20 protein-coding genes are annotated in these 25,761 nt (G+C 70.4%); 3 read left to right on the forward strand and 17 right to left on the reverse strand.

Annotated features, from left to right (window positions below; genetic code table 11):
- Nucleotides 1-114: 114 nt before the first annotated feature.
- The 6 genes from serA to FNH04_RS15695 form a co-directional block, all read right to left on the reverse strand.
- On the reverse strand, nucleotides 115-1,704 hold the full coding sequence (gene serA / locus FNH04_RS15670; RefSeq protein WP_322723124.1) for a phosphoglycerate dehydrogenase: 1,590 nt from the start codon (nucleotides 1,702-1,704) through the stop codon (nucleotides 115-117).
- A 383-nt stretch (nucleotides 1,705-2,087) separates the two neighbouring features.
- Nucleotides 2,088-3,089, reverse strand: a complete 1,002-nt coding sequence (ilvC, locus tag FNH04_RS15675; protein ID WP_322723125.1) for a ketol-acid reductoisomerase — start codon at nucleotides 3,087-3,089, stop codon at nucleotides 2,088-2,090.
- Nucleotides 3,090-3,256: 167 nt separating this feature from the next.
- Nucleotides 3,257-3,784, reverse strand: coding sequence for an acetolactate synthase small subunit (ilvN, locus tag FNH04_RS15680; RefSeq protein WP_152784610.1), 528 nt, complete (start codon nucleotides 3,782-3,784; stop codon nucleotides 3,257-3,259).
- 26 nt (nucleotides 3,785-3,810) lie between these two features.
- On the reverse strand, nucleotides 3,811-5,661 hold the full coding sequence (locus FNH04_RS15685; protein WP_194236693.1) for an acetolactate synthase large subunit: 1,851 nt from the start codon (nucleotides 5,659-5,661) through the stop codon (nucleotides 3,811-3,813).
- Nucleotides 5,662-5,894: 233 nt separating this feature from the next.
- Entirely contained in the window at nucleotides 5,895-9,056 is a 3,162-nt protein-coding gene (locus FNH04_RS15690; RefSeq protein ID WP_322723126.1) for a putative bifunctional diguanylate cyclase/phosphodiesterase, read from the reverse strand.
- Between the two features lie 373 nt (nucleotides 9,057-9,429).
- Nucleotides 9,430-10,383: a 2-hydroxyacid dehydrogenase gene (locus FNH04_RS15695; RefSeq protein WP_152784616.1), complete on the reverse strand. Its 954-nt coding sequence runs from the start codon at nucleotides 10,381-10,383 to the stop codon at nucleotides 9,430-9,432.
- A gap of 75 nt (nucleotides 10,384-10,458) precedes the next feature.
- Here FNH04_RS15695 and FNH04_RS15700 point away from each other — a divergent pair, with 75 nt between their 5' ends.
- Entirely contained in the window at nucleotides 10,459-11,457 is a 999-nt protein-coding gene (locus FNH04_RS15700; RefSeq protein WP_322723127.1) for an aldo/keto reductase, read from the forward strand.
- A gap of 219 nt (nucleotides 11,458-11,676) precedes the next feature.
- The gene (locus FNH04_RS15705; protein ID WP_194236694.1) at nucleotides 11,677-12,813 is read left to right on the forward strand and encodes a PQQ-dependent sugar dehydrogenase; all 1,137 of its coding nucleotides are present in this window, start codon (nucleotides 11,677-11,679) and stop codon (nucleotides 12,811-12,813) included.
- A gap of 37 nt (nucleotides 12,814-12,850) precedes the next feature.
- Here the strand turns inward: FNH04_RS15705 and FNH04_RS15710 are convergent, their stop codons facing one another.
- The 7 genes from FNH04_RS15710 to FNH04_RS15735 form a co-directional block, all read right to left on the reverse strand.
- Complete coding sequence (locus FNH04_RS15710) at nucleotides 12,851-13,066, reverse strand: DUF6191 domain-containing protein (RefSeq protein ID WP_322723128.1); 216 nt, start codon at nucleotides 13,064-13,066, stop codon at nucleotides 12,851-12,853.
- 137 nt (nucleotides 13,067-13,203) lie between these two features.
- Nucleotides 13,204-16,350: a helix-turn-helix transcriptional regulator gene (locus tag FNH04_RS15715; protein ID WP_152784634.1), complete on the reverse strand. Its 3,147-nt coding sequence runs from the start codon at nucleotides 16,348-16,350 to the stop codon at nucleotides 13,204-13,206.
- A gap of 127 nt (nucleotides 16,351-16,477) precedes the next feature.
- Nucleotides 16,478-16,642, reverse strand: coding sequence for a hypothetical protein (locus FNH04_RS46545; protein ID WP_194236695.1), 165 nt, complete (start codon nucleotides 16,640-16,642; stop codon nucleotides 16,478-16,480).
- A 200-nt stretch (nucleotides 16,643-16,842) separates the two neighbouring features.
- Nucleotides 16,843-17,397 (reverse strand): hypothetical protein, encoded by a 555-nt coding sequence (locus FNH04_RS15720; protein WP_152784620.1) that lies wholly within the window; start codon nucleotides 17,395-17,397, stop codon nucleotides 16,843-16,845.
- Nucleotides 17,398-17,470: 73 nt separating this feature from the next.
- Complete coding sequence (locus FNH04_RS15725) at nucleotides 17,471-18,037, reverse strand: GNAT family N-acetyltransferase (protein WP_152784622.1); 567 nt, start codon at nucleotides 18,035-18,037, stop codon at nucleotides 17,471-17,473.
- Nucleotides 18,015-20,330 carry an MMPL family transporter gene (locus FNH04_RS15730; protein ID WP_322723129.1) on the reverse strand — a complete coding sequence of 772 codons (2,316 nt, stop codon included), beginning with the start codon at nucleotides 20,328-20,330 and terminating at the stop codon, nucleotides 18,015-18,017. Before FNH04_RS15730 ends, FNH04_RS15725 begins: the two co-directional genes overlap by 23 nt.
- Before the next feature lie 193 nt (nucleotides 20,331-20,523).
- Nucleotides 20,524-20,922 (reverse strand): hypothetical protein, encoded by a 399-nt coding sequence (locus tag FNH04_RS15735; protein ID WP_152784624.1) that lies wholly within the window; start codon nucleotides 20,920-20,922, stop codon nucleotides 20,524-20,526.
- 186 nt (nucleotides 20,923-21,108) lie between these two features.
- On the opposite strand from FNH04_RS15735, the gene FNH04_RS15740 reads away from it, so the two are divergent.
- Nucleotides 21,109-21,936, forward strand: a complete 828-nt coding sequence (locus tag FNH04_RS15740) for an SAM-dependent methyltransferase (RefSeq protein WP_152784626.1) — start codon at nucleotides 21,109-21,111, stop codon at nucleotides 21,934-21,936.
- A 96-nt stretch (nucleotides 21,937-22,032) separates the two neighbouring features.
- Here FNH04_RS15740 and gatB read toward each other — a convergent pair whose 3' ends face one another.
- Genes gatB through gatC form a run of 4 tightly spaced genes read right to left on the reverse strand, consistent with a single transcriptional unit; the run spans nucleotide 22,033 to nucleotide 25,599 of the window.
- On the reverse strand, nucleotides 22,033-23,547 hold the full coding sequence (gene gatB / locus FNH04_RS15745; RefSeq protein ID WP_322723130.1) for an Asp-tRNA(Asn)/Glu-tRNA(Gln) amidotransferase subunit GatB: 1,515 nt from the start codon (nucleotides 23,545-23,547) through the stop codon (nucleotides 22,033-22,035).
- Between the two features lie 15 nt (nucleotides 23,548-23,562).
- The gene (locus tag FNH04_RS15750) at nucleotides 23,563-23,802 is read right to left on the reverse strand and encodes a hypothetical protein (RefSeq protein WP_322723131.1); all 240 of its coding nucleotides are present in this window, start codon (nucleotides 23,800-23,802) and stop codon (nucleotides 23,563-23,565) included.
- Nucleotides 23,799-25,295 (reverse strand): Asp-tRNA(Asn)/Glu-tRNA(Gln) amidotransferase subunit GatA, encoded by a 1,497-nt coding sequence (gatA, locus tag FNH04_RS15755; protein WP_152784628.1) that lies wholly within the window; start codon nucleotides 25,293-25,295, stop codon nucleotides 23,799-23,801. The genes FNH04_RS15750 and gatA overlap by 4 nt, the downstream gene beginning before the upstream one ends.
- Nucleotides 25,296-25,302: 7 nt before the next feature.
- A complete protein-coding gene (gene gatC, locus FNH04_RS15760; protein ID WP_018531282.1) occupies nucleotides 25,303-25,599 on the reverse strand; it encodes an Asp-tRNA(Asn)/Glu-tRNA(Gln) amidotransferase subunit GatC in 297 nt (98 codons plus the stop codon).
- Between the last annotated feature and the right edge of the window lie 162 nt (nucleotides 25,600-25,761).

Here is a 25,761-nt window from a genome sequence, read left to right on the forward strand (position 1 = left end):
CGAGAGAACTCTGGCCCGCCACCACCGCGCCGCACACGGTCGGGGCCCGGCCACCACCGGTGACCGGGCCCCGACCGTCGTCCGAACGGACCTCAACCGTCGCTCAGGCGAACCTCAGACCAGGTTCACCGACCGCGCCGACGTCGCCCCGATCTCCTCGGCCACCTCGGTCAGCACCGGCTGCGGAACCGTGTCGTCCACAGTGAGAACCGCGAGCGCCTCCCCACCAGCCGTGGAGCGGGACACCTGCATCCCCGCGATGTTGATACCGGCCTCACCGAAGATGCGCCCGACCGTACCGACGACACCCGGCCGGTCCACATACGTGAAGACCACCATGTGGTCGGCAAGCGCCAGATCCACGTCGTACTCGTTCACGGCCACGATCTTCTGGTGATGCTTCGGCCCCGCCAGCGTCCCGGAGACGGAGACCTCCTCACCACTGCCGAGCGTCCCGCGCACGGTCACGACATTGCGGTGGTCCGGCGACTCCGAGCTCGTCGTCAGCCGTACCTCCACACCCCGCTCCTGAGCGAAGAGAGGCGCGTTGACATACGACACCGCCTCGTCGACGACGTCCTCGAACACACCCTTGAGCGCCGACAGCTCCAGCACCTTCACATCGTGCTGCGTGATCTCGCCGTACACCTCGACGTCGAGACGAACGGCCACCTCACCCGCGAGCGCGGTGAAGATCCGGCCCAGCCGCTCGGCAAGCGGAAGACCCGGCTTGACGTCCTCGGCGATGACGCCGCCCTGGACGTTCACCGCGTCCGGCACCAGCTCACCCGCGAGAGCGAGCCGCACGGACCGCGCGACCGCGATACCCGCCTTCTCCTGGGCCTCGTCCGTGGACGCGCCGAGGTGCGGGGTGCAGACGACCTGGTCGAGCTCGAAGAGCGGGGAGTCCGTGCACGGCTCCTTCGCGTACACGTCGAGGCCCGCGCCCGCGACCCGCCCCTCCTTGAGCGCCGAGTACAGCGCCGCCTCGTCCACGATCCCACCGCGCGCGGCGTTGACGATCCGCACCGACGGCTTGACCTTGTGCAGCGCCTCGGCACCGATGAGGCCGAGGGTCTCCGGCGTCTTGGGCAGGTGGACGGTGATGAAGTCCGAGACCTCGAGCAGCTCGTCCAGCGACAGCACCTTCACGCCCATCTGCGCGGCCCGCGCGGGCTGGACGTACGGGTCGTACGCGACGACCTTCATGCCGAACGCGGACATCCGCTGGGCGACGAGCGCACCGATGCGGCCGAGGCCCACGACACCGAGGGTCTTCTCCGCCAGCTCGACACCGGTGTACTTGCTGCGCTTCCACTCGCCGTTCTTCAGCGCCGTGTTGGCCTGCGGGATGTGGCGGGCGGTGGCGAGGAGGAGACCGCAGGCCAGCTCGGCCGCGGTGACGATGTTCGAGGTGGGGGCGTTGACGACCATCACGCCGGCCTTGGTGGCGGCGGAGACGTCCACGTTGTCCAGGCCGACGCCGGCTCGGGCGACGACCTTCAGCTTGTTCGCGGCGGCGATGGCCTCGGCGTCGACCTTCGTCGCGGAACGGATCAGGATGGCGTCGACCTCGGCGATGGCCGGGAGCAGTTCGGCTCGGTCCGCCCCGTTGCACTGGCGGATCTCGAAGTCCGGGCCAAGCGCGTCCACGGTGGCGGGCGACAGCTCTTCAGCGATGAGTACGACTGGTTTCGAGCTCACGTGAGTCCTCACAAGTCCAATGCTGCGGACGGCCGTCCCGACGGCCGCAGGCGGTGGAGGGGTGGTGGCCGCGTGGAAGACGCACGACGCTGTGGGCCTGACGCGTATGTAATACGGCAGTGTAGTGGCGTGGCGGAGGTCGTCTCACGCTCTGCGGAAGGATCACCCGGACGAGAGAACCCCCGTCGACGGCCTTCCGGCGGTCGCGAGGACCAGCCCCCGGTACTGCCCGGACGACCCGTCCCCTTCGTCGATCACCGGCGATCCAGCCCCTCCGGCGTTCGAGGAGCGGGGTCCGGGGGCGTAGCCCCGCGGCCGGACCCCGCGAACGGTCCGGCCGTGACACCGGGCTCGCCCGGTGCCACGGCCGATCCCGCGGAGTGTTACGCGTCCTCGTCGTTCACCCAGCTCATCAGCTTGCGCAGCTCCTTGCCGGTGGTCTCCAGCAGGTGCTCCGAGTCCTGGGTCTTGTACTCGTTGTACTTCTTCAGACCGCCGTGGTACTCGTCCATCCAGGCCTGGGCGAACGAGCCGTCCTGGATCTCGGCGAGGACCTTCTTCATCTCGGCCTTGGTGGCGTCCGTGATGATGCGCGGGCCCGTGACGTAGTCGCCCCACTCGGCGGTCTCGGAGATCGACCAGCGCATCTTCTCCAGGCCGCCCTCGTACATGAGGTCGACGATCAGCTTCAGCTCGTGCAGGCACTCGAAGTACGCGATCTCCGGCTGGTAGCCCGCCTCGGTCAGCGTCTCGAAGCCCGCCTTGACCAGCGCGGCCGTACCGCCGCAGAGGACGGCCTGCTCGCCGAACAGGTCGGTCTCGGTCTCCTCGGTGAAGGTCGTCTTGATGACGCCGGCACGGGTGCCGCCGATGCCCTTGGCGTACGACAGGGCGAGCGCGAAGGCGTTGCCGGTGGCGTCCTGCTCGACGGCGGCGATGCACGGGACGCCGCGGCCCTCCTCGTACTGGCGGCGGACCAGGTGGCCCGGGCCCTTGGGAGCGACCATGCAGACATCGACGCCGGCCGGGGGCTTGATGAAGCCGAAGCGGATGTTCAGGCCGTGGCCGAAGAACAGCGCGTCGCCGTCCTTCAGGTTGTCCTTGATGTGCTCCTCGTAGACCTGGGCCTGGATCGGGTCCGGGACGAGGATCATGATGACGTCGGCCTCGGCGGCGGCCTCCGACGGGGTCACCACGCGCAGGCCCTGCTCCTCGGCCTTCGCCTTGGACTTGGAGCCCTCGTGCAGACCGACGCGGACGTCGACACCCGAGTCGCGCAGCGACAGGGCGTGGGCGTGGCCCTGGCTGCCGTAGCCGATGACCGCGACCTTGCGGCCCTGGATGATGGACAGGTCGGCGTCAGCGTCGTAGAACAGCTCGGCCACTTTGGGTTCTCTCCTTGAGTGCAGGTGTTGCGTCCCACCGTATGACGGCGGGGTCGGGGGACGTCTCGCGGTCTCGCCATACGGGCGGCCGGTGATCTCCGACCGCCCGTTCCTGTCGTGGTCGCGGAGGACTCGCGGTCGAATCCTCCACGAGTCTCCACGAGTCCCTACGCGGACCGGTCGAGGGCGCGCAGGGACCGGTCCGTGATCGAACGGGCACCGCGGCCGATCGCGATCGTGCCGGACTGGACCAGCTCCTTGATGCCGAACGGCTCCAGCATCTTCAGCATGGCCTCCAGCTTGTCACTGGACCCGGTGGCCTCGATGGTGACGGCCTCCGGGGAGACGTCGACGGTCTTGGCGCGGAACAGCTGGACGATCTCGACGATCTGGGAGCGCGTCTCGTTGTCGGCGCGCACCTTCACCAGAACGAGTTCACGCTGGACCGCGGACGACGGCTCCAGTTCGACAATCTTCAGCACGTTGACGAGCTTGTTGAGCTGCTTCGTCACCTGCTCCAAGGGGAGATCCTCGATCACGTTCACCACGATGGTGATGCGGGAGATTTCAGGGTGCTCGGTGACACCGACCGCGAGGGAGTCGATGTTGAAGCCGCGGCGGGAGAACAGGGCGGCGATCCGGGCGAGGATGCCGGGAGTGTTCTCGACGAGCACCGAGAGCGTGTGCTTGGACATGGGGGTCGTACCTCTTCCTGGTGCTCTCAGTCGTCTTCGTTGTCGCCGAAGTCGGGACGGACGTCCCGGGCGGCCATGATCTCGTCGTTGGAGGTGCCGGCGGCGACCATCGGCCACACCATCGCGTCCTCGTGGACGATGAAGTCGATGACGACCGGGCGGTCGTTGATCGAGTTCGCCTCCTCGATGACCTTGTCCAGCTCGTCCGGGGACTCGCAGCGGATCGCGTGGCAGCCCATGGCCTCCGACAGCTTCACGAAGTCGGGGACGCGGGTGCCCCTGGCCCCCGGATTGACGTCGTCGGGCCCGGAGTGCAGCACGGTGTTGGAGTAGCGCTGGTTGTAGAAGAGGGTCTGCCACTGGCGGACCATCCCGAGTGCGCCGTTGTTGATGATGGCGATCTTGATCGGGATGTTGTTCAGGGCGCAGGTGGTGAGCTCCTGGTTGGTCATCTGGAAGCAGCCGTCGCCGTCGATCGCCCAGACCGTGCGCTCGGGCACGCCCGCCTTGGCGCCCATCGCGGCCGGGACCGCGTAGCCCATCGTCCCGGCTCCGCCGGAGTTCAGCCAGGTGGCGGGCTTGTCGTACTCGATGAAGTGGGCGGCCCACATCTGGTGCTGGCCGACACCCGCCGCGAAGATCGTGCCCTCGGGGGCGAGCTGTCCGATGCGCTCGATGACCTGCTGCGGGGAGAGCGAGCCGTCGGCGGGCTGGTCGTAGCCGAGCGGGTAGGTCTCGCGCCAGCGGTTCAGATCGGTCCACCAAGCGGTGTAGTCGCCCTGGTGGCCCTCGCTGTGCTCCTTCTGCACGGCCTGGATCAGGTCGGCGATGACCTCGCGGGCGTCACCGACGATCGGCACGTCGGCGGCGCGGTTCTTGCCGATCTCGGCCGGGTCGATATCGGCGTGGACGATCTTGGCGTACGGGGCGAAGCTGTCCAGCTTGCCGGTGACGCGGTCGTCGAAGCGGGCTCCGAGGGCGACGATCAGGTCGGCCTTCTGCAGCGCGGTGACGGCGGTGACCGAACCGTGCATGCCCGGCATTCCCACGTGCAGGGGGTGGTTGTCGGGGAATGCGCCGAGCGCCATCAGGGTGGTGGTGACGGGCGCTCCGGTGAGTTCCGCGAGGACCTTCAGCTCGGCGGTGGCGCCGGCCTTGATCACGCCGCCGCCGACGTAGAGGACGGGCCGCTTGGCGGCGGTGATCAGCTTGGCGGCCTCGCGGATCTGCTTGGCGTGCGGCTTGGTGACGGGCCGGTAGCCGGGCAGGTCCATGGTGGGCGGCCAGGAGAACGTGGTCTGCGCCTGGAGGGCGTCCTTGGCGATGTCGACCAGGACCGGGCCGGGGCGCCCGGTGGAGGCGATGTGGAACGCCTGCGCGATCACCCGCGGGATGTCCTCGGCCTTGGTGACCAGGAAGTTGTGCTTGGTGATCGGCATCGTGATGCCGACGATGTCCGCCTCCTGGAAGGCGTCCGTGCCGATCGCCTTCGAGGCGACCTGACCGGTGATCGCCACCATCGGCACCGAGTCCATGTGCGCGTCCGCGATCGGGGTCACCAGGTTGGTGGCACCCGGCCCGGACGTCGCCATGCACACCCCGACCTTGCCGGTGGCCTGCGCGTAACCGGTGGCCGCGTGGCCGGCGCCCTGCTCGTGGCGGACCAGCACGTGGCGCACCCGCGTGGAGTCCATCATCGGGTCGTACGCCGGCAGGATGGCGCCCCCGGGAATGCCGAATACCGTGTCCGCTCCGACCTCCTCGAGCGAGCGGATGAGGGACTTCGCGCCCGTCACATGCTCGATGGGGGCGGACTGGGGTCCTCCGGATCGGGGCCGCGGCTGCGGATGGTGGGCCCCGGTGGCCTGCTCGGTCATCGGCATTCTCTTCTCGATGCTGAGGGTTTTTGCGAGGTTTGTTCGGTGTGCGACAGGTGTCTGTGCAACAAAAAACCCCTCGTGCCGTGAGGCAAGCGAGGGGAGCGCGCCGGGTACGGTCGCTGGGGATTCCGGTGGGTTTCCGGTGGGTCCCAGCTTCAGCCGACGCGCTTTCCAAGTACGAGAATTCGGGTGCGCATGGCACAGACCCTCTACCCGGCACGCACCACATGTCAAGCGGGTGGGACGGGAGTCTCACTATGCGAGCGCAGGACCGTCCCGCCCCCGTAGACCGCAGGCACACCGGTGGTGTACACCCCCGCTCCCCCGCCGGCGAACACGGGCTCCGCCGGCCCATGGGGCACCGGGCAGCGCCCCGAGGACAGGACCCGGCGCAGCCGGTACTCGTCGAGCGGCGCGGAGAAGGCCGCCCCCTGTCCATGGCTGCATCCCATGGCGCGCAGGGCGATCACCTGCTCGGGAAGGTCCACGCCGTCCGCGAGCGACTGCACGCCGAGGTCGTTCGCGATCCGGAGCAGCCCGCTGGTGATCTTGTACAGCCGTGGGGACTCGACGATTCCCTCGACCAGGCCGCGGTCGAGTTTGAGTACGTCGACGGGGAGGCGCAGCAGGGCGGGGAGGGCGCCGTGGCCGCTGCCGAAGCCGTCCAGGGCGATCCGGACGCCGAGCCGCCTGAGCGCGTTCAGCCGGCGCTCCAGCTCGCCGAGGGAGACCCGGGGGTCGGTGTCCGCCAGCTCGATGACCAGGGCGCCGGAGGGGAGCCCGTAGCGGGTCAGGAGCGCCTCGACGGACCCCAGGGGCATCGAGCGGTCCAGCAGGCGCCGGGCACCCATCCGGACGGCCACGGGCACGCCGACGCCGGTGGCGGTGCGCTCGGCGGCCTGCACGACCGCCTCCTCCAGGATCCAGCGGTCGAGTTCGGCGGTCCTGTCGCCGTCCTCCGAGACCCGCAGGAACTCGGAGGGCGTGAAGAGCACCCCCTGGGACGAGCGCCAGCGGGCCTGCGCGGTGACCGATGTGATCCGGCCGTCCTCGAGCGCGACGACGGGCTGGTGCAGCAGCGTGAACTCGCCGTCGTGCAGGGCCGCGCGCAGCCTTGTGGCCAGCTCCGCCTTGCGCGCCACGTCCTGCTGCATCTGCGGGACGTACAGCTCGACGCGGCCCTTGCCGGACGCCTTGGCGCGGTACATGGCGAGATCGGCGTTGCGCAGCAGCTCCCCCGCGCCGAGGCCCGGCTCGGCGAAGGCGACACCGATGGAGGCGGCCACCCGCACCTCGTTGCCGTCGATCGTGTACGGCTGCGAGAGGGTGATCCGAAGCCGGTCGGCGAGCTCGAAGATGTGCTGCTCGCGTGCGGCGCGGTCGCGGGTGCCGTCACCCACGATGAGGGCCGCGAACTCGTCGCCGCCCAGGCGGGAGGCGGTGTCCCCCTGCCGGACCGCGTCCTGGAGTCGCCGGGCGGCCTGGACGAGGAGCTCGTCCCCCGCCTGGTGCCCGATCGTGTCGTTGACGGCCTTGAAGCCGTCGAGGTCGATGAAGAGAACCGCCGTGTTGCGAAGGGCGGGTCCGCGATCGGAGGCGCGGCGGCCGGACAGCGCCTGCTGTACACGCTTGGTGAACAGCGCGCGGTTGGGCAGGTCGGTGAGCGGGTCGTGCTCGGCGTTGTGCTGGAGCTGCGCCTGGAGGCGCACCCGTTCGGTCACGTCCCGGCTGTTGAAGATGAGGCCGCCGTGGTGCCGGTTGACCGTGGACTCCACGTTCAGCCAGCCGCCGTTGCCGGACCGGAAGCGGCACTCGATGCGGGTGGTGGGTTCTTCGAGGGGGCTGGCGGCGAGGAAGCGGCGCACTTCGTGCACCACGCAGCCCAGGTCCTCCGGGTGGATGAGGTCGGCGAGCTCGGTTCCCTCCAGGTCCTCCGCGGGACGCCCGTACACACCGGCGGCAGCCGGGCTGACGTAGTGGAGGACGCCGCTGGGCGCGGCGATCATGATGACGTCGCTGGAACCCTGCACCAGGGAGCGGAAGTGGTTCTCCTTCTGCGCCAGCTCCTGGGTGAGGTTGATGTTGTCGAGGAGCATGATGCCCTGGCGTGTCACGAGGGCGAGCACGACGGTGCAGGCGGTGATGAGCACCACGCGGTCGACGCTGCGGCCGTTGAGGATGTTGTAAAGGATCCCCAGGGTGCAGACGGCGGCGGCGAGGTAGGGAGTGAGCGCGGCCAGCGATCCGGCGATCGGGCGCGTGGCCGGGCAGCGGCTGTGAGCCCCTTCCTGGAGGAGCACGTGCACGTGTCCTCCCTGGTGTCCGTAGGGCCATTGCGCTGTGTGCTGGGGTGCCTGGTGCCGCTGTGACTCGTGCAACTGGGGCTCGTACGGCTGTGACGCGTACGACGGGGACTCGTGCCGCTGCGCTTCGTGCCGTGGCGCTTCGTGTGTGTGCGCCTCTCCCTGCGAACCCGGGAGGGGCTCCGGCATCCCGCGCGCGTGCTCGTCCGTGGCGTGTCGGCCGGTGTCCGGCCGGCCGCGTCGATGGCCGGCCCAGGGCGCGTACGCGAGGAGCAGGGAGCCCGCGAACCAGCCCGCGTCGAGGAGCTGGCCGGAGCGGTAGCTGTTGTGCAGCAGGGGTGAGGCGAACAGGGCGTCGCACATCACCGTGAGCGCGAGGGCGCCGATCGCGGTGTTCACCGCGGCGCGGTTCACCGCCGAGCGCCGGAAGTGCAGGACGAGCACCATGCTGACCAGGGCGATGTCGAGGAGCGGGTAGGCGAGCGACAGCGCCGTGTGCGCCACGTCGCCGCCGTCGTCCTTGGCGGCCTGAGCGAGCGCCAGACTCCAGGAGAGCGTCACCAGCGAGCCGCCGATCAGCCAGGCGTCCAGCGCCAGACAGACCCAACCGGCCTTGGTGACGGGCCTCTTGGCCAGGACGAGCAGCCCGACGATGGCCGGTGGCGCGAAGCACAGGAAGAACAGGTCGGCATAGCTCGGCTCGGGCACCTGACGGTCCAGCACGACCTCGTACCAGCCCCAGACCAGGTTGCCGAGCGAGGCCATCGCGGAGGACAGCGCGAAGAGCAGCCAGGCGGGTCGAAACCGGCTGCGGCTGCTGCGCGCGTAGCGGAAGCAGGAGACGGCCGCGGCTGCCGCCGCGGCGGCCAAGCCGAAGTCGCCCATGATGAGCGCGACCCGCTCGGAGCCCCAGCCGAACGCGGAACCGACGGCGTATCCCGCGCACACCAGGGCCAGCACGAGCTGTGAGCGCGCACTCGCTCGCGTGGCCTTCTCGGCGGCCGGCCCGCCGGGCAGCAGCGGGCTGGTCAACGGCTCCGCCCGCGACCCCGGGTGAACCGTGGCGGCGGACACCGGGCGGGGGCTCACCGGGACTCCCCCGTGAGCGCGATACCCGTGTCCCGCCGATACGGGCGGGCCGGATGCGGGTGCCTCGTGCGGCCTCCGTGCCCGCCGTGGTGAGGACCGGGGCCGCCGTCGCCGTGCCCACGCGCTCCGGTACTCAAGGGTCGTCGGCGGCCTCGCCGCGTCGGATCGTTCGTCCATAGGCCGTGCATCGCCCGTCGCCCCCCTCGCAGTCGCATGTCCATCCCCGGCGCCGAACGGTGCGCGGCGCAGCCCCTGTCCGGACGATACACCAGTCTCGTCACTCAGGGACATAGCCCTTCTACGCTGCGTAACGATCAACGGGGATACGAACACCTTCCGCATCCAAAGGACTGCGGAGGGTGCCTGAGGTGGATCAGGTGTGAGTCGTCCGGCCTGTCGTAAGGACCACGTTCCGCAGCGGTTCCCGGTTCACAAAACGATTCAACTGGGCGGCCAGGAGCCTCTTCGCGCGCGGCATGAAGGCGGACGTCGGGCCGCCGACGTGGGGGCTGATGAGCACGCCGGGCGCGTGCCACAAGGGGTGTCCCTCGGGCAGCGGCTCGGGATCGGTGACGTCCAGGGCGGCGGTGAGGCGTCCGCTCTCCAGCTCGGTGAGAAGCGCCTTGGTGTCCACGACGGGCCCACGCGCGACGTTCACGAGCAGTGCGCCGTCCTTCATATGAGCCAGGAAGTCGGCGTTCACGAGGCCGCGCGTGGCCTCCGTGAGGGGGGTCGACAGGACGACGACATCCGCCTCGGGCAGCAGGGAGGGCAGTTCGGTGAGCGGGTGCACCGGTCCGCGCTCTGTGGTGCGCTCGGAGCGCGCCACGCGCGCTACCCGCGCGAGTTCGAACGGTGCGAGCCGGTCCTCGATCGCGGCGCCGATCGACCCGTATCCCACGATGAGCACGGTCCTGTCGGCGAGCGCCGGCCGGAACCCGCTCCGCCACTCCTCCTTGTCCTGCCCGCGTACGAAGTCGGGGACGCCCCGCAGCGAGGCCAGGATCAGTGTGAGGGTGAGCTCGGCCGTGCTCGCCTCGTGCACCCCGCGCGCGTTGCACAGCCGTACGCCCGGACGCAGGTGCCTCAGGCCCGGCTCCACGTGGTCGATGCCGGCGGAGAGCGTCTGCACGACCTGGACGGAGGTCATCCCGGGCAGCGGCCGCTGCGATACCGAGGGCGCCTTCATATAGGGCACGACATAGAAGACACACTTGCCCGGATCGCCGGGAAACTCCTGGTCACCGTCCCAAAAGAGGTAGCTGGGCCCCTCAGGGAGCCCTTCGATCTCGTCCGCGTCGAACGGAAGCCACACGTCACCAGTCATGTTCAGGAGGCTATGCGAAGCCTCTCGGGCCGCATTGGTTAGTTTGGGGTGCCAGGAGAGGGAGGGTACGGCCAGGTGGAGCGCAGGACGATCGGCGCGGCGACGCTCGAGGTGGGGGCGGTGGGGCTCGGGTGCATGCCGATGAGCTGGGCGTACTCCGGTTCACGGCAGCGGGGCGAGGAGTCGCTGCGAGCGGTGCACCGGGCACTGGACCTCGGCTCCACGCTCCTGGACACCGCCGACATGTACGGACCGTTCACGAACGAGCTCCTGGTGGGCCGCGTACTGAAGGAACGCCGCGCCGAGGCCTTCGTGTCGACGAAGGTCGGCCTGCTGGTGGGCGAGCAGCACATCGTGGCGAACGGCCGCCCCGGCTACGTGAAACGTGCCTGCGACGCCTCCCTCCGCCGTCTGCAGACGGACGTCATCGACCTCTACCAACTCCATCGCGCGGACCCGGAGGTGCCGGTCGAGGAGACCTGGGGCGCGATGGCGGAGCTCGTCCGGGCGGGAAAGGTACGGGCGCTGGGCCTGTGCGCGGTGGGCGCGCGAGCGGGCCGCCGCCCCGGAGCGCGCCTGCACGACACCACGATCCGCCAGCTGGAACGCGTCCAGCAGGTCTTCCCGGTGAGCGCGGTGCAGGCCGAGCTGTCGGTGTGGTCCCCCGAGGCCCTGGACGTGCTCCTCCCCTGGTGCGCGGCACGCGGTGTGGGCTTCCTCGCGGCGATGCCCCTGGGCAACGGCTTCCTCACCGGCACGCTGACCCCGGGCGAGGGCTTCGAACGCGACGACCTCCGTGCCCGGCATCCCCGCTTCACGGCCGAGATGATGGCCGCGAACCAGCCGATCGTCGCAACCCTCCGCAGGGTGGCCCACCGCCACGGCCCCTCGGTGACCCCGTCCCAGGTGGCCCTCGCCTGGATCCTCACCCAGGGCCCCCACGTGGTACCGGTCCCCGGCACCAAACAGGAGCGCTGGGTGAGCCAGAACACAACCGCCGCCGCCCTCCGCCTGAGCCCGGAAGACCTGGCAGAACTGGCCACGGCGCCGGTGGCTCAGGGGTCGTGGGACTGAGGCCGGCCCCTCCGGCTCCGGCACTGGCACCGACACCGACACCGACATGAGACATCGTGGCCGTTCAGGGCGACAGGCGAGGGGTCCGGGGGCGCGGCCCCAGGGAAAAAGTGGTCCTGATCCGTCGGAGCTGGAACCTGAGGGGCACTCGCGGTGTATGAACAGTAGTGGCTCCGCGTCGAAGGGATCCTGATCGTGCAACGTCGAGCTGTGACGGCCATGTTGGCCGCGGCCGTGCTCCTGGTGACGGCCGGCTGTTCCTCCGACGACGGAGAGGACCAGGCCGGCGGCACCCCGGCTCCCAGCAGTACGAGCCCGGGGACGTCCCCGTCGAAGGAGACCGCGGAGGACGCCCCGCCCGCGAAGGGCTCGGTCAAGGTGGTGCGCACCGTGGCCGAGGGCCTGAACAGCCCCTGGGGCCTCGCCCCACTCCCCGAGGGCGGACTGCTGGTGTCGTCACGGGACGAGGGCACGATCACACTGGTCGACGAGAAGACCGGCAGGAAGAAGCAGCTCGGCGAGGTCCCCGGGGTGTCCCCCGCCGGTGAGGGCGGCCTCCTGGGTATCGCGATCTCCCCGGACTACGCCTCGGACCACATGATCTACGCGTACTTCACCTCGGAGTCGGACAACCGCATCGTGCGGATGCTCTACGACCCGAAGAAGCCCTCGGGCGAGCAGCTGGGCGCCCCCGACACGATCCTGCGCGGCATCCCGAAGGGCACGAACCACAACGGCGGCCGTCTCGCCTTCGGCCCTGACAAGATGCTGTACGCCACGACCGGCGAGCGGTACGAGGGCCCGCTCGCCCAGGACAAGGAGTCCCTCGGCGGCAAGATCCTGCGCATGACACCGGACGGTGAACCCGCACCGGGCAATCCCTTCGACGACTCCCCCGTCTACTCGTACGGCCACCGCAATGTCCAGGGCGTGGCCTGGGACGCCAAACAGCGCCTGTGGGCCTCGGAGTTCGGCCAGAACACCTGGGACGAGCTGAACCAGATCAAGCCGGGCGGGAACTACGGCTGGCCTGACGTCGAGGGCAAGGAGGGCGAGTCCGGCTTCATCGACCCGGTGGCCCAGTGGGGCGTGGAGGAGGCCTCTCCCAGCGGTATAGCCATAGCGGAGGGCTCGGTCTGGATGGCGGGCCTGCGTGGCAAGCGCCTGTGGCGCATACCCCTGAAGGGAACCGAGGTCTCCGCCGACCCCCAGGCCTTTCTGACAGACGAGTACGGCCGCCTCCGCACGGTCGTCTCCGCGGGCGGCAACAAGCTCTGGCTGACCACGAGCGAGACGGACGGCCGGGGAACGGCGGAGAGCGGGGACGACAAGATCCTGGAGCTGGAGGTGAAGTAGAGGGAACCGACTCCGGCACGCCCTCGGAGAGCCGTCCTCAGTCCCCTTCCGGTTCCGGCTCCCGGTCGTCGGGTCCGGGCTCGTCGTGGAGCCGGGCGGGCGGACGTATGACCGCCATCCCCGACTCCAGGTCTATCGGCCCCCGCCCGGGGTCGCTGTCACCGATGTCCTCACGGGTCATCTCCAGCCGGTTGCGCTCGTCCTGGGCGTGTTTGAGTCCGGGTGCGAACAGTTCCTCGAAGACGTTGAACACGGGCACCTCCCCGGACCGGCCTCACCGGTCCTCGCCTCTGCGTCGTCGATCAGCAACCGAGCCTTGGGCTTCATGGAGACGAGGGCCAGACGAGATCGAGACAAGACGCGGGCGGGGATCAGCCTCGACCCGCACGCCTACCGCCGTCGTCCCGCTGACACCCGCTCCCCCGCCGTGGGTGGGAACAACCGCAGCCGATGCGCCAGAGCCGCAGCCTCGCCACGGCCGGAAACGCCCAGCTTGGCGAGGATGTTGGAGACATGGACGCTGGCCGTCTTCGGGGAGATGAACAGTTCCTCGGCGATCTGGCGGTTGCTGCGGCCGGCGGCGACCAGCCGGAGGACGTCGCGCTCCCGGCTGGTGAGGCCCAGGGCTTCGACGGGATCGGCGGGAGCCGGGGCTGACGGCTCGGGGGCGCGGGACAGGGTGAGCCGGGCGCGCTGGGCGAGCAGGGCCACCTCGTCGGCGAGCGGACGGGCGCCCAGGTGCTCGGCCGCGGCGGCGGCCAGGCGGAGGAGTTCCGTGGCGCGGTGCCGGCGCTCCTGCTCCGCCGCGCGGTCCCGCCCCTCCCGTTCCCCGACGCAATCCGGGTTCTCCCGTTCCGCCGCGCGGTCCCCGCTCTCCTCGTCGGTGCCGGTCACCAGGAGGGCCTCGGCGAGGCGGTAGCGGACGCGGGCGAGGTCGTACGGGCGCTCCAGTGGCTCGAAGGCTGTGACGACCTCGGACCAGGTTCGTGGATCCCCCGTGCCCTCGGCACGACGAAGTTCGGCCCGCACCCACTTCTCGTACGCGAGCCAGACGGGCGCGCCCGTGGTGAGTTTTCTGGCGGCGTCGAAGATGGCCGACAGCACCTCGGCGCGTCCCTCTTCGGCGATCGGCAGTCCCAGGGCGTCCGCCTCGGCGATGGCCGCGGCGAGCAGCAGCGGCCAGGCGTAGCGCTGGGTGCCGGGTGGGAAGCCGGTGTCCAGGGCTTGGTGGAGTTCGGCACGGGCGTCGAGGAGGCGGCCCTCGGCCGCGGCGACACCGATGGCGAGGCAGGCCAGCGGGAGGTTGTTCTGGGGTTGGGGGTCGTGGGTGCCGTAAGAGGCTCGGGCGTCGGCCAGATGGCGGGCGGCGGCGGCCACGGCTCCCCGGGCGAGTTCGACATCGGCGAGGCGCAGGGAGCCGCCGCCGCGCGGTTTCGCGCCGCGTCCACCGCCGAGCGCGTTCACCGCGGCCTCGGCGGCCTCGTCCCAGCGGCCCAGAGGGAACAGCGACTCCGCGAGGTTGCACCAGACCCAGGTCTCCGACTCGGACAGGCCCATCCTCCGGGTGAGTTCGAGGCCTTCCCGCAGCACGTCGACCGCTTCACGGGAGCGGCCGACGCTCTCCAGGACCGACGGCAGGTTCACATGGCTGCGGCCGACGATGGTGGTCAGCGACCGCTTCTCCACCTGCTCGTTGACCGCGTACATCTCGGCGAGTCCGGCCTCGATGTCGCCCGCGTCGACCATCAGGCCGCCGAGCGTGATGCGTGCGTTCAGCTCGATGTCCTCGGCGCCCACCATGCGCGCGTACTCGACGGCGCGCTGGGCGTCCACGAGCACCTCGGGTCCCGGCACGTGGAGCATGGACCAGCCCGCGACCGCCGCCAGCACCTCGGCGTGCACGACGGACGGCGGCAGGCCGCGCACCAGCTCCTGCGCGGTGGCGAGCTCCTTCCAGCCGTCGCCCCGGGCCAGGCCCTGCACCAGCCGGGACCGCTGCACCCAGAACCAGGCGGCGCGCAGGGGGTCGTCGTCCCCCAGGAGTTGCAGCGCCCGCTTGGTGATCTTCAGGGCGCGCTCACGCTCGCCGCACAGCCGGCCCGCCACGGCCGCCTCGGCCATGAGGTCGAGGTACTGCAGGGGTGTGGTGGCGGGGTCGCATCCGCAGGGCGGGTAGACCTCGGTGTAGTCGACGGGGCGCAGTCCGTCCCGCACGGCGTCGGGGGCGGCCTCCCACAGCTCCATCGCCCGCTCCAGGAGCCGCAGTTGCTCGGCGTGGGCGTGGCGGCCGCGGGCCTCCACGGAGGCGTCGAGGACGGCGGGCAGGGCCTTGGCGGCGTCGTGGGCGTGGTACCAGTAGCTGGCCAGGCGGGTGGCTCGGCCTTCGGCCGGGACGAGTGCCGGATCGGTCTCCAGGGCTTCGGCGAACCGGCGGTTGATGCGGGAGCGCTCGCCGGGCAGCAGGTCGTCGCCGACCGCCTCGCGGACCAGGGAGTGGCGGAAGCGGTAGCCGTCGCCGCCGGGCGCGGCGAGCAGGATGTTGGCGCCGACGGCGACCCGCAGCGCCTCGATGAGGTCGTCCTCGGGAAGCCCGGCCACGGCCGCGAGCAGTCCGTACTCGACGGTGCTGCCGCCCTCGGCGACGAGCCGGGCCACCCGCTGGGCGTCCTCGGGCAGCCCCTCGACCCGGACGAGCAGCAGGTCCCGCAGGGAGTCGGTGAGGCCGGTGTGGCAACCCTCCTTGGCGGCGACGGCGAGTTCCTCCACGAAGAACGCGTTGCCGTCGGAGCGTTCGAAGATCTCGTCGACCTTGGCCGGTTCCGGTTCGGTGGCGAGGATCCCGGCGAGCTGGCGGGCGACCTCGGCGCGGTTGAAGCGGCGCAGTTCGACGCGGCGGACCGTGCGGAGGCGGTCCAGTTCGGCCAGTAACGGACGGAGCGGATGGCGGCGGTGGATGTCGTCGGCGCGGTAGGTGGCGACGACGACCAGACGGCCCCTTCGGAGCGTGCGGAAGAGGTAGGCGAGGAGATGGCGGGTGGAGGCGTCGGCCCAGTGCAGGTCCTCCAGGGCTACGACGACCGTGCGCTCGGCGGCGACGCGCTCCAGGAGACGGACGGTGAGTTCGAACAGACGGGCCGTGCCCTCCTCGTCGCTCCGTCCGTCCGGCCGGCGGGGTGCCTCGCCCAGCTCGGGCAGGAGCCGGGCCAGCTCCTCCTCCTGCCCGGTGGCCGCTGCGGCCACCTGGTCGGGGAGCTGCCGGCGCAGTGAGCGCAGGGCGGCGGAGAAGGGCGCGAACGGCAGCCCGTCGGCGCCGATCTCGACGCAGCCGCCGAGCGCGACGACCGCGCCCCCGCGGCAGGCGGCGGTGGCGAACTCCTCGATCAGGCGGGTCTTGCCGACCCCGGCCTCACCGCCGAGCAGCAACGCCTGCGGCTCTCCCTCGGCGGCACGGACGAGCGCGTGACGCAACACCTCGAGCTCGTCGGCACGACCGACGAAGACCGGACTGACGGACCTCGGCTCCACGCTGCCGAGCATCGCACGCGGGCCCTGCGACGCCACACCGAATATCGAATCTATGGCTCCCATGGACGGAGCGGCGCCCGTACGCCCCGGAGCCTTCACCACACCGGGCACCAGGCCGTCGCCCTCCCCCTCCCGAGGCTCACGCCGCGCGGGCGAACCGGTGCCGACGGGGGCGGTGCCTGTGCGGCCTCCTGCCGACATCCTGGTAGCGGGACACCTCACGGGCCTCCCGGGCGAGCCGGTGTTCGGCGGCCTGGCGGATCAGCTCGGTGGAACGGATCTGGTGGAGTTCGTACGCGAACATCTGGGACCCCTCGTGAAGTGTCGGCGTCGGTGTCGGGCTCGCTTGCCGCGATGCCCCCACCCTCGCCGCCCAGGGGGGGTCCCCCGCATCGGGAGAGTTCCGCATCTCGCACGAGTGAGGGGCCTTAGACCGGCCGTACGACGTGTACGGCGGGCCTAAGGCCCCTCAGAGCTGCGGAAACGTACGCCTGGCCGGAGGGCTCAACCCGTCGTCGGCATGGCGAGCAGGATGTTGGAGTACTTCAGGGCGGCCAGCAGCAGGCCGAGGAAGCCGAGCGTGATGCCCGCCCAGGCGGCCGACTTGATCCACGGCGCCTGCCGCACCCGGTCGGGGTCGCCGAACGCCGGCCGCGTCAGCACGACCACGCCCACGATCAGGGCGGTCAGCGCGAACAGGGCGGCCACCAGCGCGTTGGCGTTCCAGGAGTCGGCGTACACCTGCTTGATCTGCGTGGAGACACTCGCGCCGGACGCGGTCTCCAGCTGGCCGTACAGCGAGTCGCGGGCCTGCGCGACGGTGCCGAGCCAACTGCCGGTCAGGGAGACGAGCGCGAGCCCCACGGACACGATGGCCGCGGCGCCCTGGCCGACGCCCGGAGCCCCCGTCTCGGTAGCGGTCTCGGGCTGCTCGGACGCCTGTTCCTCGGCGGCCTCGGCGTCGTACGACACGTCCTCGGTGACGTCCACCGTCTCCTCGTCGCTCTGCGCCTTGGTGCCGGTCTCTGCGCCGGCCTCGTCAACTGTCTTGGATCCCATGCCTCGCACCGTACGGATGTCGTCTGAGAAGTCTCTTAATGATTGTTGTGAGCGGTACGCGCGCGTGTGGGCGTCATCGCTCGGTACGCGCGCGTGCCTCTCGCCACTCGGGTGCGAGTACCGACCACACCTCGAGGTCCTGGCGTACACCCCGGTACGGATAGCTCTGACGCAGCACACCGTCCTGACGCATACCCAGCCGTCGCGCCACGTTGATGCTCGGTTCGTTGGCGGACGACGCCTGCCACTCCACACGGTGGATGCCGCGCTCGTCAACCGCCCAGTCGATCAGGACCCTCATGGCGCGGGTGACGAGCCCGCGCCCCGAGCCGGCCGGTTCGAGCCAGCAGCCGACCTCGCAGGTGCCCCTCTCGGCGTCGAAGTGGAGGAAGAGCACGCCCCCGACGAGCTTGCCGTCCAGCCACAGCCCGTGCAGGCTTCCGGTGTCGGCGGCGCGCTTGTCGGCGTACGACTGGAGGAGTTCCCTCGCGGAGTCGACGTCGACGGCCTTAGCCCCGAAGGGGATGTGCTGTCCGATGAACTCGCGTCCCCGGTCGAGATGGGCCAGGAACTCCTGGGCGTGCCAGGGTTCCAGGGACCGCAGCTCGGCGCCGTCGTCACCCAGGGGTATCGCGTACATCCTGTCGCCGCTCCTTCACCAGTTCGACCAGCTCTTCGTTCAGCTCGTCGTCGGTGACCAGGTCGGCACCGTCCGCGCGCTGCCCGGGGATGGTCGCACGGGAGGCTTCCTCCGCGCCGATGTTTTCGGCGGCGTCCGCGGTGGCGCGGCACTCGGGCGGTTCGATGCTGATCCGCGGAAGGCGGCGGTCGAGCCAGCGGGGCAGCCACCAGTTGGCGCCGCCGAGCATGTGCATCAGGGCGGGCACAAGGAGCGTACGGAGCACGAAGGCGTCGAGGGCGACGGCAGAGGCGAGCGCGATGCCGAACATCGCGATCACACGGTCCCCGCTGAGCACGAACGCGAGGAACACCGAGATCATGATGACGGCGGCCGAGTTGATCACACGGCTGGTCTCGGCGAGGCCCACGCGGACGGCACGCCTGTTGTCGCCGGTCTCCAGCCACTCCTCGTACATCCGGCTGACCAGGAAGACCTGGTAGTCCATGGACAGCCCGAAGAGCACCGAGACCATGATCACGGGGAGGAACGGCTCGATCGGCCCGGCACTGCCGAGGCCCAGCAGCTCGCTGCCCCAGCCCCACTGGAAGATCGCGACCACGACGCCGAACGCGGAGGCCACGGCGGCCACGTTCATCGCGGCGGCCTTCAGCGGGATCCCGATGGACCGGAAGGCGAGCAGGAGCAGCAGGCATCCGAGCCCGATCACGACGCCCACGAACAGCGGCAGCTTGCCGATGATGACGTCCGCGAAATCGTCGTAGCCGGCGGTGACACCGCCCACGTGCAGGTCGAGTGAAGTGCCCGTCTCGGCCTGTGGCAGCACATCGGTGCGCAGCCGGTCGACGAGGTCGCTGGTCTGCTCGGACTGCGGGGACGACTCCGGGACGACGGTGACGTACGCGGTGTCCCCGTCCGTGTCGTACGTCGCCGGGGTCACCGCGGCGACGCCCTCGGTGTCGCGGAGGGTGGTGTCGAGCTGGTCGAGGGCGAGCTTGTCGTCGGCGCCGTCGACCTTGGTGACCAGGGTGAGCGGACCGTTGACACCGGGTCCGAAGCCGTCCGCCAGGAGGTCGTACGCCTGGCGTGTGGTCGTCGTCGCCGGGTTGTTGCCCTCGTCGGAGGTGCCGAGGCGCAGGCCGAGCGTGGGCAGTGCGAGCAGCGTCATGACGACGAGCGCGACGGCGCCCAGCTTCTTGGGGTGGCGCTCCACGAAGGCGGACCAGCGGGCGGCGAGCCCGGTGGGCAGTTCCGGCTCGGGGCCGTGCTCGTCGAGGTGGCGGCGCTCGCGGCGGCTCAGGGCCCGGGTGCCGATGAGGGACAGCAGGGCGGGCAGCAGGGTCACGGAGGCGGCCACGGTGAGGATCACGGTGAGCGAGGCGGCTATCGCGACGCCGTTGAGGAAGTTGAGCCTCAGGATCAGCATGCCCAGCAGGGCTATGCACACCGTGGCGCCCGCGAACACGACGGCCCGGCCCGTGGTCGCGACGGCGCCGACCGCGGCCTCGGTCACGGACAGCCCGCGTTTCAGCCCGCGGCGGTGCCGGGTGACGATGAACAGCGCGTAGTCGATCCCGACGCCCAGTCCGATGAGCATGCCCAGCATGGGCGCGAAGTCGGCGACGGTCATCACATGGCCGAGGAGCACGGTCCCCGCGTACGCGGTGCCGACGCTGACCAGTGCGGTCGCGATGGGCAGCAGTGAGGCGGCGAGCGAGCCGAAGGCGAGGAACAGCACGACCGCGGCGACGATCACGCCGACCGCCTCGGCCGTGTGGCCGCCCTCCGACTCGGTGAGCCCGATCGCCCGGCCGCCCAGCTCGACCTGGAGTGCGTCCGTCTCGGCGGCCTTGGCGGTGTCGACGACCTTCTGGGCCTCGGCCTGGTCGATCTCCTCGACCCGGTCGTCGAAGGTGACCGTGGCGTACGCCGTACGGCCGTCACCGCTGACCTGCCCGGCGCCCGCGCCCTCGTACGGGCTGGTCACGGTGGCCACACCGGGCAGGTCCTGGATGTCGTCCAGGGTGCGGGTCATGGCCTGCTCGACATCGGCGGCCTTCACGCCGCCCTGGGTGGTGTGCCACACCACGGTGTCGCTGTCGCCGCTGAGGCGGGGGAAGCCCTCGTTGAGGAGTTCGGTGGCGCGGCTGGATTCGGTGCCCGGGGTCGCGTAGTCGTTCGAGTACGCGGATCCCGCGGCGGCCGCACCGGCGGCGACACCCGCGAAGGCAAGGATCCACAGAAGTACGGCGACGAGACGGTTACGGACACACCAGCGCGCTAGGGCTGCCACGAACGTGCTCCCTGGGGGTGGATGGGTGGATCTTTGACCGGGAACAGCCGTGGAAGAACTGAAAAGCCCGCAAAGAACGCATGAGCGAATGCCCCACCACTGTTACAGGTGGAGGTGATCGTTTGCGGCTTTCGTGTCGTTATTCACAGGAATGGGAGGCAGCTCACAGGACACTTCAGAGCGCTCTGTCACCTCAGTCGAACTGGTCGCCCAGCGCCATCACCATCAACCCGACGACCATCAGCCACAGGGCCCGCCGGGTACGCCCCCGGATGCCGAGGGCGGCTGCGAGCGCGCACACGGCGGCACCGACGGCATAGGCGGCGGGGACGAGCGTCGGCGCGGAACCGGTGAGACGGAGCGAGGACGCGCCCAGCCCGGCGAGGGTCAGCAGCGCCCCGGCACCGGCCGCCGTCCAGCGGGCGCGCCGCGCGTCCTCGTCCGGGTCCTCGATGTCCTCGTCCGCGGCCACGACGTCCTCGGCGGGATCCCCGAGGTCCCTGACCCGGTCCTCGATGCCCTCGGCCGGCATTCGGAAGCCCTTGGCCGGATTCCCGGCCTCCGGCATCTCGGAACCACCGCTTCCACTCATGGCGGGGCAGCGTAGCGCCTCCGGCTCGGAAACCGGGTGCGAGGCGGGCCGGGGCACTGCTAACGTCCCCGCGTCCGTCGTCTCCGGCATACCGCCGCCGACCGAGGCAGGTGCGTTGTTTGAAGGTCCGACCGAGCTCCTACGCATTTCTTTCCCTTACGAAGGACCCAAGGAGCCCGTTCAACGATGTCCGACATCACGGCCGACATCACATCGGCGATCTCGAACGACGACCTCGCTCTCACTAGCCGTCTGACCCACCCGCGCTACCCGCGCAGCAGCCGCTACGACGCCCGCTGGACCATCGAGAACCAGATGGGCCCGCACGCGCTGTGGCTGCTGGAGTGGCTGGCCCCCGCCCTCGGCCTGGAGGAGCTGCGCCCCGGCGCCCGTGTCCTCGACCTGGGGTGCGGACGCGCCATGACGTCCGTCTTCCTCGCCAGGGAGTACGACGTCCAGGTCGTCGCGGCGGATCTGTGGGTGAAGCCCGACGAGAACGCCCCGCGCATCACCGAGGCGGGCGTCGCGGACCGCGTTCTGCCCGTGTTCGCCGAGGCGCACGACCTGCCGTTCGGCGAGGGCACCTTCGACGCGATCGTCTCTGTCGACGCGTACCAGTACTTCGGCACGAACGATCTCTACCTGCCGACCCTGACCCGGCTGCTGAAGCCCGGCGGGCGGATCGGTGTCGTCGTACCGGCACTGCGGGAGGAGCCGGAGGGCGACGAGCCGCCGGCGCACCTGAAGGAGTACTGGGAGAAGGATCCTGACTTCTGGGCGTTCCACTCCCCCGCCTGGTGGCGGCGTCTGTGGGCGCGCAGCAGGGCCGTGGAGGTCGAGGCTGCCGACTGGCTGGAGGACGGCTGGCGCGACTGGCTGCTGTGGAGCGAGGTGTGCGCCGAGGAGAGCCCGAGCGAGTTCATGGCGGACATGGCGCGCTGGTCGGTGGAGCTGATGCACGCCGACGTGGAGCGTCTCCTCGGCTTCGCTCGCGTGGTGGGGCGCCGCCTGTGACGCTCTGAGCCGTCGCACACTGTTTGCACACCTTGTTTGCACACCTGGGGGGATGCATCGGTTTCGATGCATCCCCCCAGGGCTGTGCGGACGGGCTCAGCCTTCGCTGACGCCCAGCTTCTCCAGGATGAGCTCCTTGACGCGGGCCGCGTCGGCCTGGCCGCGGGTGGCCTTCATGACGGCACCCACGAGGGCGCCGGCGGCGGCGACCTTGCCGTCGCGGATCTTGGCCGCGATGGCCGGGTTGCCCGCGATGGCCTCGTCGACGGCGGCGGTCAGGGCGCCCTCGTCGGAGACGACCTTCAGACCGCGCTTCTCGACGACCTCGTCGGGGGTGCCCTCTCCCTTGAGGACGCCCTCGATGACCTGACGGGCCAGCTTGTCGTTGAGGGAGCCCTCGGCGACCAGCGCGGTGACCCGGGCGACCTGCTCGGGCGTGATGGCCAGCGCGTCCAGGGACACGCCTGTCTCGTTGGCCGTGCGCGCCAGCTCGCCCATCCACCACTTGCGGGCGGCGGCCGCGTCGGCGCCCGCCTCGATGGTGGCGACGATCGGGTCGAGGGCACCGGCGTTGAGGATCGCCTGCATGTCGACCGCGGAGACGCCCCACTCCTCGCGGAGCCGGTTGCGGCGGGCCAGCGGCTGCTCGGGCAGACCGGCGCGCAGCTCCTCGACCCACTCACGGGACGGGGCGACGGGCACCAGGTCGGGCTCCGGGAAGTACCGGTAGTCCTCGGCCTCCTCCTTCACGCGGCCCGAGGTGGTGGACCCCGTGTCCTCATGGAAGTGGCGGGTCTCCTGGATGATCGTGCCGCCGCCGCTCAGTACGGCCGCGTGGCGCTGGATCTCGAACCGTGCGGCGCGCTCGACGGACCGCAGCGAGTTGACGTTCTTGGTCTCGGAGCGCGTGCCGAACTTGTCGCCGCCCTTGGGCATCAGCGACAGGTTCACGTCACAGCGCATCTGGCCCATCTCCATACGGGCCTCGGAGACGCCGAGCGCCCGGATGAGCTCGCGCAGCTCACGGACGTACGCCTTCGCCACCTCCGGCGCGCGCTCCCCGGCCCCGACGATCGGCTTGGTGACGATCTCGATGAGCGGGATGCCCGCGCGGTTGTAGTCGAGCAGGGAGTGGGACGCGCCGTGGATACGGCCGGTGGCGCCGCCCACGTGCGTGGACTTGCCGGTGTCCTCCTCCATGTGGGCACGCTCGATCTCCACGCGGAAGGTCTCGCCGTCCTCCAGCTGTACGTCGAGGTAGCCGTTGAAGGCGATCGGCTCGTCGTACTGGGAGGTCTGGAAGTTCTTCGGCATGTCCGGATAGAAATAGTTCTTCCGGGCGAAGCGGCACCATTCGGCGATCTCGCAGTTCAGCGCGAGGCCGATCTTGATCGCGGACTCGACGCCGGTCGCGTTGACGACGGGGAGCGCGCCGGGCAGGCCGAGGCAGGTGGGGCAGGTCTGCGCGTTGGCGTCCTGGCCGAGTTCGGTCGAACAGCCGCAGAACATCTTGGTCCTGGTGCCGAGTTCGACATGGACCTCAAGGCCCATGACAGGGTCGTACGACGCCAGCGCGTCCTCGTACGACACCAGGTCGGTCGTGGTGGTCACGGTGAAACTTCCCTCTCAGCCCAGCAGGACGTCGTCGTCGCCCAGCTGCTTCAGCTCGCGGTAGAGGATCGCGAGGCCGGTGACGATGGCGGCGGCGGACACGGTGGCGTCGATCAGGACCAGGGTGTCCTTGTCGGCGCGCGCCTTCTTGAGCCTCTTGGCGACGCCGAACGCGCCGAACGCGGTGGCGGCCATGGACAGGTACGTACCGGACTTGGACTTCTTGAAGCCCTTGGCCTTGGTCAGTGCACTCACAGCGACGGAGCCTCCTCGAGCAGCGGGTGCCCCCACTTTTCCACGAAGGCGGCCTCGACGGCCGCGCCCACCTTGTACAGGCGGTCGTCCTTCAGTGCCGGGGCGATGATCTGCAGACCGACCGGCAGCCCGTCCTCCGGCGCGAGGCCGCAGGGCAGGGACATGGCGGCGTTGCCCGCGAGGTTCGTCGGGATGGTGCACAGGTCCGCGAGGTACATCGCCATCGGGTCGTCGGCGCGCTCGCCGATCGGGAAGGCGGTGGTGGGCGTGGTCGGTGAGACGATCACGTCGACCTGCTCGAACGACTTCTCGAAGTCGCGGGTGATGAGCGTACGGACCTTCTGGGCGCTGCCGTAGTACGCGTCGTAGTAGCCGGAGCTCAGCGCGTACGTACCCAGCATGATGCGGCGCTTGACCTCGGGGCCGAAGCCCTCCGCGCGCGTGAGGGAGGTGACGTCCTCGGCGGAGTGCGAGCCGTCGTCGCCGGTACGGAGGCCGTAGCGCAGGCCGTCGAACCGGGCGAGGTTGCTGGAGCACTCGCTCGGGGCGATCAGGTAGTACGCGGAGAGCGCCAGGTCGAAGGACGGGCAGTCCAGCTCGACGATCTCGGCACCGAGTTCCCTCAGGAGCTCGACGGACTCGTCGAACCGCTGGATGACACCGGCCTGGTAGCCCTCGCCGCGGAACTGCTTGACGACGCCGACGCGCATGCCCTGGACGCTGCCGTTGCGCGCGGCCTCGACGACGGGCGGTACGGGGGCGTCGATGGAGGTGGAGTCGAGCGGGTCGTGCCCGCCGATGACCTCGTGCAGGAGCGCGGCGTCCAGGACCGTACGGGCGCAGGGGCCGCCCTGGTCGAGGGAGGACGAGAACGCCACCATGCCGTAGCGGGAGACGCCGCCGTAGGTCGGCTTCACTCCGACCGTGCCGGTGACGGCGGCGGGCTGACGGATGGAGCCGCCGGTGTCCGTGCCGATGGCGAGGGGCGCCTGGAAGGAGGCGAGGGCGGCGGACGACCCACCACCGGAGCCTCCGGGGATCCGGGTCAGGTCCCAGGGGTTGCCGGTCGGCCCGAACGCGCTGTTCTCGGTGCTGGACCCCATGGCGAACTCGTCCATGTTGGTCTTGCCGAGGATGACGACGTCGGCGTCCTTGAGCCGCTTGGTGAGGGTGGCGTCGTACGGCGGGATCCAGCCCTCGAGGATCTTCGACCCGACGGTCGTCGGAATCCCGACCGTGGTGAAGATGTCCTTCAGGGCGAGCGGCACACCGGCGAGCGGCCCGAGCTTCTCGCCCCTGGCCCGCTTCTCGTCGACGGCACGGGCCTGGGCGAGGGCGCCCTCGCGGTCGACGTGCAGGAAGGCGTGGACCTTCTCGTCGACGGCCTCGATCCGGGCCAGGTGGGCCTCGGTGACCTGGACTGCGGTGAGCTCGCCGGAGGCGATCTTCGCGGCGGTCTCGGCCGCCGTGAGCTTGATGATGCTGTCGGTCATGACGTGATCAGTCCTCCCCCAGGATCTGCGGCACCTTGAAACGCTGCTGCTCCTGGGCCGGGGCGCCGGAGAGCGCCTGCTCGGGGGTGAGCGACGGACGGACCTCGTCCGCGCGCATGACGTTCGTCAGCGGCAGCGGGTGCGAGGTCGGCGGTACGTCTTGGTCGGCGACCTCGCTGACGCGGGCGACCGCGCCGATGATGTCGTCCAGCTGGCCTGCGAAGTGGTCGAGCTCTTCGGGCTTCAGCTCCAGACGCGCCAGCCGGGCGAGGTGGGCGACCTCCTCGCGCGTGATGCCAGGCATGCAGCGATCCTCTGGGGGTGAGTGTGTGTGGTTTGGGGCCAATCCTATGGGGCGCGTCGGCGTGTTCGCGCACGGGTTTGTGTCGGCGCAGGCCGCGTGCGGTGCGGGCCGGGTTGTTTCGCCCCCGCCGCCCCTACCCGTCCCATCACTGAGGGCTGCGCC

The sequence above is a fragment of the Streptomyces phyllanthi genome (genome assembly GCF_009377205.1).
GTDB classification, from domain to species: Bacteria; Actinomycetota; Actinomycetes; order Streptomycetales; family Streptomycetaceae; genus Streptomyces; species Streptomyces phyllanthi.